The following is an 8,159-nucleotide window of genomic DNA, read 5'->3' as shown; positions in this document are numbered from 1 at the left end:
AGTGTTGGCACTGCCCCTAGCGGCGGCGAAGAGTTGCTTCGAATGAGATTTTTGTAACCTACAAACTGTAATTTGACAATAAAAATCCGCTGCCTTAAGGCTTAAGGCAGCGGACGTTACTCTTCTATATTTATTCTGCAAACAGCTCCGTGGAAAGATAGCGGTCACCCGTATCTGGCAGCAGCACGACAATATTCTTGCCTTCATATTCCGGGCGTTTTGCCAGCTGTACCGCAGCTGCCAGCGCCGCACCAGAGGAAATGCCTACCAAAATACCCTCGCTATGCGAGAACTGACGGCCATACTGGAAAGAATCCTCATTGGCGATCGCGATGACTTCATCATAAACCTTGGTATCAAGCGTATCCGGCACAAAACCAGCACCAATACCCTGAATCTTATGCGGACCAGCCTGTCCTTTCGACAAAACGGGGCTCGTGGCCGGTTCTACTGCCACAACATGGATATCCTGCTTCTGCTTCTTCAGATAACGAGCAACACCAGTCAACGTACCACCCGTACCGACACCAGCCACAAACGCATCGACCTTACCATCGGCATCATTCCAGATTTCCGGACCAGTAGTTGCCTCATGGGCCGCCGGATTGGCCTGATTCGTAAACTGCGCCGGGATAAAGGCATGTGGTGTCGTCTTGGCCAACTCCTCAGCCTTATCGATTGCCCCTTTCATGCCTTTTGAACCGTCCGTCAAAACAATCTGAGCACCATAAGCCTTCAACAGATTACGGCGTTCCACACTCATCGTTTCCGGCATCGTAAGAACAGCCTTATACCCGCGGGCAGCAGCCACACTGGCCAGACCAATTCCCGTATTGCCGGAAGTCGGCTCTATAATAACCGAATCCTTCGTAAGCTTGCCATCTTTCTCCGCCTGCTCAATCATCGCCTTAGCAATGCGGTCCTTAACGGAGCCAGCCGGATTAAAATACTCAAGCTTTACCAACAGATTGGCCTTCAGATCATTCGCCTTAATAAAGTTATTGGCCTTAAGCAGCGGCGTGCCGCCAATCAACTCTGTTACACTATTGTAAATATTTCCCATCAGAAAACGCCTCCACTTCGTAAAATTATCTCCATTAGTAAAAACATATATGATTAATATGTTTACATATTAACACAGTTTAGTTTTTTTGTCAATGTTTCCGCCTTGACTTTTTCCGCTATTTTCACTATCATATACTATACAAGCATAACATATCATCTATATATGTATAACCACTGAGAATTTTCGGAAACGAGGTATATCATATGAAGATTTCAGCCAAGGGACGCTATGGAGTCGCAGCTATGACCTATTTAGCTCGCAATTACGCTTCGGGCGCTCCCATTACCATCATCAGCATTTCGGAAAAACTCGGCATCTCTAAAATTTATTTAGAGCAGGTATTCTCGCTGCTGAAACGCGCCAATCTGGTCAACTCCATCAAAGGCTCCCAAGGTGGCTACCAACTGGCTCGGGAACCGCGCGCTATCAGTGCCTACGATATTCTTTCTTCTATTGAATTATCCCTGATGGAAAAAGCGGCCCCAGCCTCGGATAAGATGCCAGAGCTTAACCGTGCCCTTGCCACTAAGGTTTTTACGCCGCTGGATGACAACATCAAAGAAACGCTGTCCAATGTCCGTCTCGACGATATACTGACAGCACTTGATGCACAAAAAGATGCGGACAGCCTAATGTATTTCATCTAAAAACTATAGCATTTTGTGACTGTGCTTGAGCAAAAATGTCTTTTGTATACACGAAAAGCGCCGTAATCTGCCCGAAAACGGCGTTTTTTCATTTGTGGACATTCTAGAATGGGAATAATTCCATAAAATGCAGGACTTTTCGGGTAATAAGCATCCATACGCCGCTTCACAAACAAAAAAATCCATAGTATAATGCTAATTATGTTGTTGAAGGATAGCCCCTATCCATCCCATCGCTAACAACCAGAGATGCTGTCACGCAGGCTCCCCTGCATGGTCTTACCCGGACCTGACAGTTGCACGGATGTATTGTTGGAGGTGTTTCCCCATGTTCATTGATAACGTTCGCGTTATCATCGCTAAAGGCCCGTTTTCTGCGGAAGATGCGCAGTTTTATATAAAACAGATCAAAAAAACATCGAGGTTCCCCCTTAAGAAAATCGTGTTTACCTGTTCGAACTCGTATCTTGATATCCGTTATTCGTTTGATTCAATCCCCTTTGAGCGAATTCGCCGGATTCCCTTAGCGACCTCAACGGAGGAACGTGCAGTAAACAACTAATCCCCTTTGAAATCCGGTTCTGACCGGTTTTCTGACATGAATAAGCCCCTGAAACCATTGGTTTCAGGGGCTTATTCATGTTTTATTCCATTGCAACATCTTTTCCACATTATAAGTATCTACCAATCATACAATCTACCTCTGTGTCATAAATAAATTATGGTATAAGCCGTTATGTTCGCATAATTCACGATGGGATCCGTGTTCAGAAATATGTCCTTTATCCAAAACGTAAATCGTGTCCATTTCTTTCATGATTTCAAAGCTATGAGAAATAACAATGACAATCTTTGTTTTGGCAAGGTGATGCATTATTTCTAAGATAGCTTGTTCGGATGTGGCATCTAATGCTGATGTTGCTTCATCAAAAATAAAGACATCCGCATCTTTCAAAATTTCTCGGGCAATACAAAGGCGTTGGCGTTCACCACCGGAAATATTTTGTCCATTCTGTTGGATTTCTGTATTCAGTCCATCGGGAGACTTTCTGACGATTTGCTCTGATTTTGTTATTTTTAAGACATTCCATAAATTGTCGTCAGAACAATCTTTGGCATGATATAATAGATTTTCTTTTATCGTTCGTTGAAACAGCAATGGTTCCTGGGTAAGAACGGCTATAGAGGCTTTCACCTCAGTGGTTTTGAGGGTGCTTATAGGGATATTATCTAATTTTATCGTGCCTGAATCGGGAGATAGTTCACGTAAAAGCAAGCTTATCAAAGTGCTTTTGCCGGCACCGCTGACACCAAAAATACCTGTTAGCATTCCTCTTTTTAATTGCATGTTTATATTTTTTAATACGGGGTGACTGTCATACGAAAATGATACATCATATAGGGTTATAGATTGCTTTATTGGAAGTTTCTTTATCGTTGTTGGCGGCGGCAGTACTTTGCAAGTATTTTGTATAGTTTCGTAGATACGATCGGCTGCGGCAGCAGAGATTTTGTATAACGGAACAAGCGATATTGCCTGTGAGAATGAAATGTTTATCTTTTGGAAATATAGCATGAATGCCATGATGTCACCCCATGACATCATGGCACGATAAGCAAAATATCCACCAATCATGATAATTAATGGGCTAGATAGTTCCACCGATAATCCATTACTAATCCGCCGCAAGTAATTCGCACGGTCTCTTTTCCATCTTGTATCGTAATAAGTAGTGGTGGATAAGCTGTGTCGCGTTACTTCATCATTAAATTTATTGGCTAATTTTATTAATCGAATATTACTTAATGCGTCTTGCAATTCACGACCTAACATGGCTTTTGCTTCGTTGTGGTTTTTATAGAGCTTTTTTAGCGGAAAATGAAAATTCATATACAATTCAAAACCCTTTAGCAAGATAGAAACGCCTGCCAATATCGGGTTAATATACAGCATAATCGCGCATATAATAAGAATTTCTATAATTGCTAATATGCCACTAATAATGCGGTTTAACATAACGCCGTCTAGGGTTGAAACATCGTCGAGTTGTCGAGAAAGAATGTATCCGGATGAATTGCTCTTAAAATAGTCCAATGGGGCATAAAGTAAGCGCCGATAACAATCCATTTGAATGGTGTGCATAATATTTAGCGAATATTTTAAGCTGAAGCGTTCATAGGTTAAGCGGCAAAGGTATTTCCCCGTGAATAATATCAACCATATCAAAATAATTTGTTGGATGATTTTCCAGGACTCCATTTTAAATATTGAATCAACAACACGCTGTGCGAGCATAGGTTCTATCAAACCCAAAATGGTAATGGCAAGATCTAGGACGATAAATAATGCCGCATAACCTTTATGAAACATTATTTTAAAAATATACTTCATGCTATCCGATAACATTCTATAACTCCCTACCATTCGCTAAATTATATAGTTTGGGGCATTTTATCATTATTCAATGGGAACACAAAATTTCTCATAATACCACAAAAAAACAGTAACCATCTAACTAAACGTTAGATGGTTACATGATTCCTTACTAATCATCTAATGGAATTAAATGACTTTTATTGAGGATAAATATATGATTTACTTATACCTTAAGCCGTGATTATTACAAAAAGTTTATTATTGGTTTATATTGCGATAAATATTATCTTAGAATTATAAAAAACGCGGTTTTACGCCCGGAACTCGAACTTATAAGAGTCCAGTTCCCAAATATTCCCCACTATATTTTCCAGTGGACAATCGGAATGAATCTCCAATTCTGGCTGGATATTTTTCTCGGGGAATACCAGTAGACTTGCTACTTCTTCGCCATGCTGGAAGAAGGCTTCTACTGCGGCCTTGTCGACAAACAGCTGCAGCGAAAGCTTCTGATCGACAAACAGCTTGAAAATGCGCTTTCCCCGACCGCCATTTTTCATACCATCGCGGTCAATCGTCATCGTCTGCTGCTCCCGGTCGTAGCTGAATACCAGCTTTTCCAGACCATAGTGCAGGACACAGGAAACGATTTTAGCCTCACCCAGTTCCAGGGTCAGCAGGATTTCCGAACCAGCAAAGAGCGGTTGACACAATGACGATACCATAGAATGCTCCAGTTCTATGACCGATTCCTTCACGCGCAGATCCCGCAGCTCCCGAGCCGGCCGGGAATAGATATGTCCTTGCCGCAGTCGAAGTTCACGCGGCATAGTCAAGCTGTACATCCAGCCGTGTTCCTTCGACGGATAATCCGCGTCCTTGTCCGGCATCCCCATCCAGCCGAGCAGCAGATGACGCCCTTCGTGCTCGAACACCTGCGGAGCATAAAAATCAAAGCCACGATCCAGCTCCTGGAATTTCGTATGCTGCATCATATCCATGCTGTCCAGTGACAGATGACCGGCGATATATCCCGCTTGATAGATATTCTGACGGTCATAAGCCCGGGCAGGAAGCCCCTGCGGGCAGAATATCATTACATCGTAGCTGCCAAATTGCAAGAGATTCGGGCATTCCCACATATAGCCGAAATCCCCTAGGCGCGTGTGAATCTCACCGAGATTTTTCCATTTGCCTGCGACCTCTTCATAGATGAGCGCTGTGCCTTTTTCCTCCTCTTCCCGCTGCGCACCGATTATGAGATAGCGACGGCCATGCCGAGTGAACAGGAACGGGTCACGGAAATGCCCGGTGATTTTCTCCGGATGATCGGGAATGATGATTTCTTCCTTGCGCACACTGCCATCAGCCTGCAGCGTACCAAACCGTTGCGCCGGAATCCGGACGCCATCCTCCTTGCGGTTGCAGGTATAGAGCACCCGCAGTTCACCATTCTCCGAAGTACCACAGCCCGAATAACAGCCGTCCTTGTCATGAACATCATCCGGCCACAGGGAAAGCTCCGGCAGCGTGTAATGAATGAAATCGCGCGTCTTTACATGAGCCCAGCATTTATTTTTGTGCTCACATCCCAGCGGATTCCACTGATAAAAGATATGATACGCTCCTTGGTGGTAGGCAAATCCGTTGGGGTCATTGATGAGACCAAACGGCATTTCCAAATGGAAGCGGTTGTGCCAGCGGTGCTCAAGGGGGAATCCCTTTGCCAGCTTGGCGTCGATAGTTTTTTTATCGAATTTCTCCATAATGAATCTCCCTTTTCCGACACGGAAAGCCTTCCCCATTCAGGGAAGGCCTTTTTGATTACTTCTTTATTCTTCCGGCGTGAACAGCGTAAAGGTCAGGCCAAAGGCAATGCCAAAGCCGATGGCATTTACGAGGATATATTCCAGCAGATGGTCAAGATACAAGAGCGTACCCGGCAAAACCGTGATGCCCATGCCCGTACCAGCCAGATGCAGGAAACTTGCCACACCGCCAGCGAAGGCACCGCCAACTAAAGCATAGAGGAACGGCTTCATGAAGCGCAGGTTGATACCGAAGATTGCCGGCTCCGTGATGCCCAGGAAGGCCGGAACTGCCGAGGAAATATAGAGGGCGCGTTTTTTCTTATCCTTCGTTTTGAGCGCGACCGCAACAGCTGCACCACCCTGAGCAACGATAGCACCCGTGATGATGGCGTTGAATGGGTCAACACCAGTCGTAGCCAAGAGCTGCACTTCGAGTGCATTGAATACATGGTGAACACCAAATACGACGATTACCTGCTGCAAGCCACCGACGATAAAGCCGCCAATCCCCATAGGCATCTGCAGGAATGCCGAAACAGCGCCAAAGATGTTCGTCTCCAGCGAGTGCATGATTGGTCCAATGACGATAAGACCAAGGAGCATCGAAACAAACAGCGTGATAAACGGCGTAACGATAAGGTCGATAATATCCGGAACAATGGACTTGAGGGCCTTCTGAAGTTTCGCCGCGAAAATACCGAGGACCAGTGCCGGCAGAACCGAGCCCTGATAGCCGACGATACCAATCGTCATCCCAAAGAGATCCATCGGAATCGGTTTGACGTCACCGCCGGCAACTGCCCAGGCATTAGGCAGCTGCGGACCGACGAGCATAAGTCCAAGGACAAGACCGATGACCGGCGTACCACCAAAACGTTTCATCGTGGACCAGCAGACGAGTGCTGGCAGGAAGATGAAGGCCGTATCCGTGAGAATCTGGGACAACAGCAGCACATTGGGGCTGAACTGAACGCCCAAGCTCTGTGCCGCACCGCGCAGTCCCATGAAAAGACCGGTTGCCACGAGGACTGGAATAATCGGTACAAATACATCGCCGAGTGTACGAGAAATCTTCTGGATCGGCGTCATCTGTGCATAAGCTTCTTCCTTGTTGCTCGTACCGCTGAAGGATGTACCCTTGATAAATTCAGCGAAAACTTTATCGACAAAACCCGTTCCCAGGATAATCTGATACTGAGCAGCCGCAAAGAACTGCCCCTTCACTCCGTCGATATTTTCAATAGCCTTTTCGTCGATTTTGGATTTGTCATTGATGATAAGGCGCAGACGCGTCGCACAATGCTCGGCATTGCGGACGTTGTCCATGCCGCCAACGTATTTTTCAATGAGCTTAGCCACCCGGGCTTCTTTCGGAAGATCCTGGTATTCGCTGTCATCCGTCACAGCAGCAGCAGCCTCACCGCTGTCAGCCGAGGAGGTAATTTCCTTATCGCCAAGGGCGATCGTCACCTTGCCAAATTCCGCAGCATTCGTCACGAGAACCGGCGTCGTCGTATCGTAACCAGCCTTTTTGATGGCTTCTGCATCAAACTCCAGCAAGAGCTGGCCTTTCTTTACGGTATCGCCCTGAGCAACTTTCGCCTCAAAATGCTCGCCACCCAATTTAACGGTATCAAGGCCGACATGAATCAGGATATCAGCACCATCTACCGAATGAATGCCAATGGCGTGTTTCGTATCGAACAGGACCGTAACTTCCCCGTCAACCGGGCTATACACTTTGCCATCCGGGTTCGCTACACCTGCCCCAAGGCCCATAGCTCCGCCAGCAAATGCCGGGTCTTTAACTTCCTTCAGTTCCACCAGCTGACCATTCAGCGGGCTGTCCAGACGGATGTCTTTCATTATGATACCTCCCAAAAATTTTCCAAAACATAAAGCTTTTCTTGTATAAGTACTCTTATGAGACCGATTTCATATTTATAGTCTACTTTGTGGAACTGGTTTTGTCAAGAGGAAATCTCACAAAACAAGTGAAAATCCGTAAATCGAGCATAAAGAATCATAAACATTCAAATCCATCAAACGCTACGATTAACATGCAAAACTACCAATAGAAATGCACTTTGTGACCAATTACAGTTTGCAGAGCAGTAGTACCCAGTTCGTGTTCGAGGTAAGTCGCCGGCGGCGGGGGTAGCCCTGCGAAACTCGCCACATCCTCAGCCGCCGCTAGGGGCAGTGCCATAAACGAAGCGTTTGATGTTTTCCGTGAAGAACGAAATTTTTATCCTCAC

Annotated in this window: 6 protein-coding genes; 2 read left to right on the top strand and 4 right to left on the bottom strand. The window is 45.7% G+C overall.

Translation table 11 applies throughout. From position 1 onward, the window contains the following. Positions 1-130 precede the first annotated feature (130 nt). Positions 131-1,063, bottom strand: coding sequence for a cysteine synthase A (gene cysK / locus T504_RS0111820; RefSeq protein ID WP_033171267.1), 933 nt, complete (start codon positions 1,061-1,063; stop codon positions 131-133). Between the two features lie 206 nt (positions 1,064-1,269). Between cysK and T504_RS0111815 the strand changes: the two genes are divergently transcribed. Both T504_RS0111815 and T504_RS0111810 read left to right on the top strand, forming a co-directional pair. Further along, entirely contained in the window at positions 1,270-1,713 is a 444-nt protein-coding gene (locus T504_RS0111815) for an RrF2 family transcriptional regulator (RefSeq protein WP_033171266.1), read from the top strand. Between the two features lie 328 nt (positions 1,714-2,041). Further along, positions 2,042-2,275 carry a hypothetical protein gene (locus T504_RS0111810; RefSeq protein WP_033171265.1) on the top strand — a complete coding sequence of 78 codons (234 nt, stop codon included), beginning with the start codon at positions 2,042-2,044 and terminating at the stop codon, positions 2,273-2,275. A gap of 135 nt (positions 2,276-2,410) precedes the next feature. Here T504_RS0111810 and T504_RS0111805 read toward each other — a convergent pair whose 3' ends face one another. From T504_RS0111805 to T504_RS0111795, 3 genes are all read right to left on the bottom strand, one after another. After that, positions 2,411-4,120 carry an ABC transporter ATP-binding protein gene (locus T504_RS0111805; protein WP_033171264.1) on the bottom strand — a complete coding sequence of 570 codons (1,710 nt, stop codon included), beginning with the start codon at positions 4,118-4,120 and terminating at the stop codon, positions 2,411-2,413. Positions 4,121-4,401: 281 nt separating this feature from the next. Then, a complete protein-coding gene (locus T504_RS0111800; protein ID WP_033171268.1) occupies positions 4,402-5,856 on the bottom strand; it encodes a glycoside hydrolase family 32 protein in 1,455 nt (484 codons plus the stop codon). Positions 5,857-5,922: 66 nt separating this feature from the next. Next, a complete protein-coding gene (locus T504_RS0111795) occupies positions 5,923-7,767 on the bottom strand; it encodes a glucose PTS transporter subunit IIA (RefSeq protein WP_033171263.1) in 1,845 nt (614 codons plus the stop codon). Between the last annotated feature and the right edge of the window lie 392 nt (positions 7,768-8,159).

It is taken from the genome of Selenomonas sp. ND2010 (genome assembly GCF_000702005.1).
Taxonomy (GTDB): domain Bacteria; phylum Bacillota; class Negativicutes; order Selenomonadales; family Selenomonadaceae; genus Selenomonas_A.
Note: the sequence above shows the minus strand (reverse complement) of the source record. Positions and strands in the feature narration are given on the sequence as shown.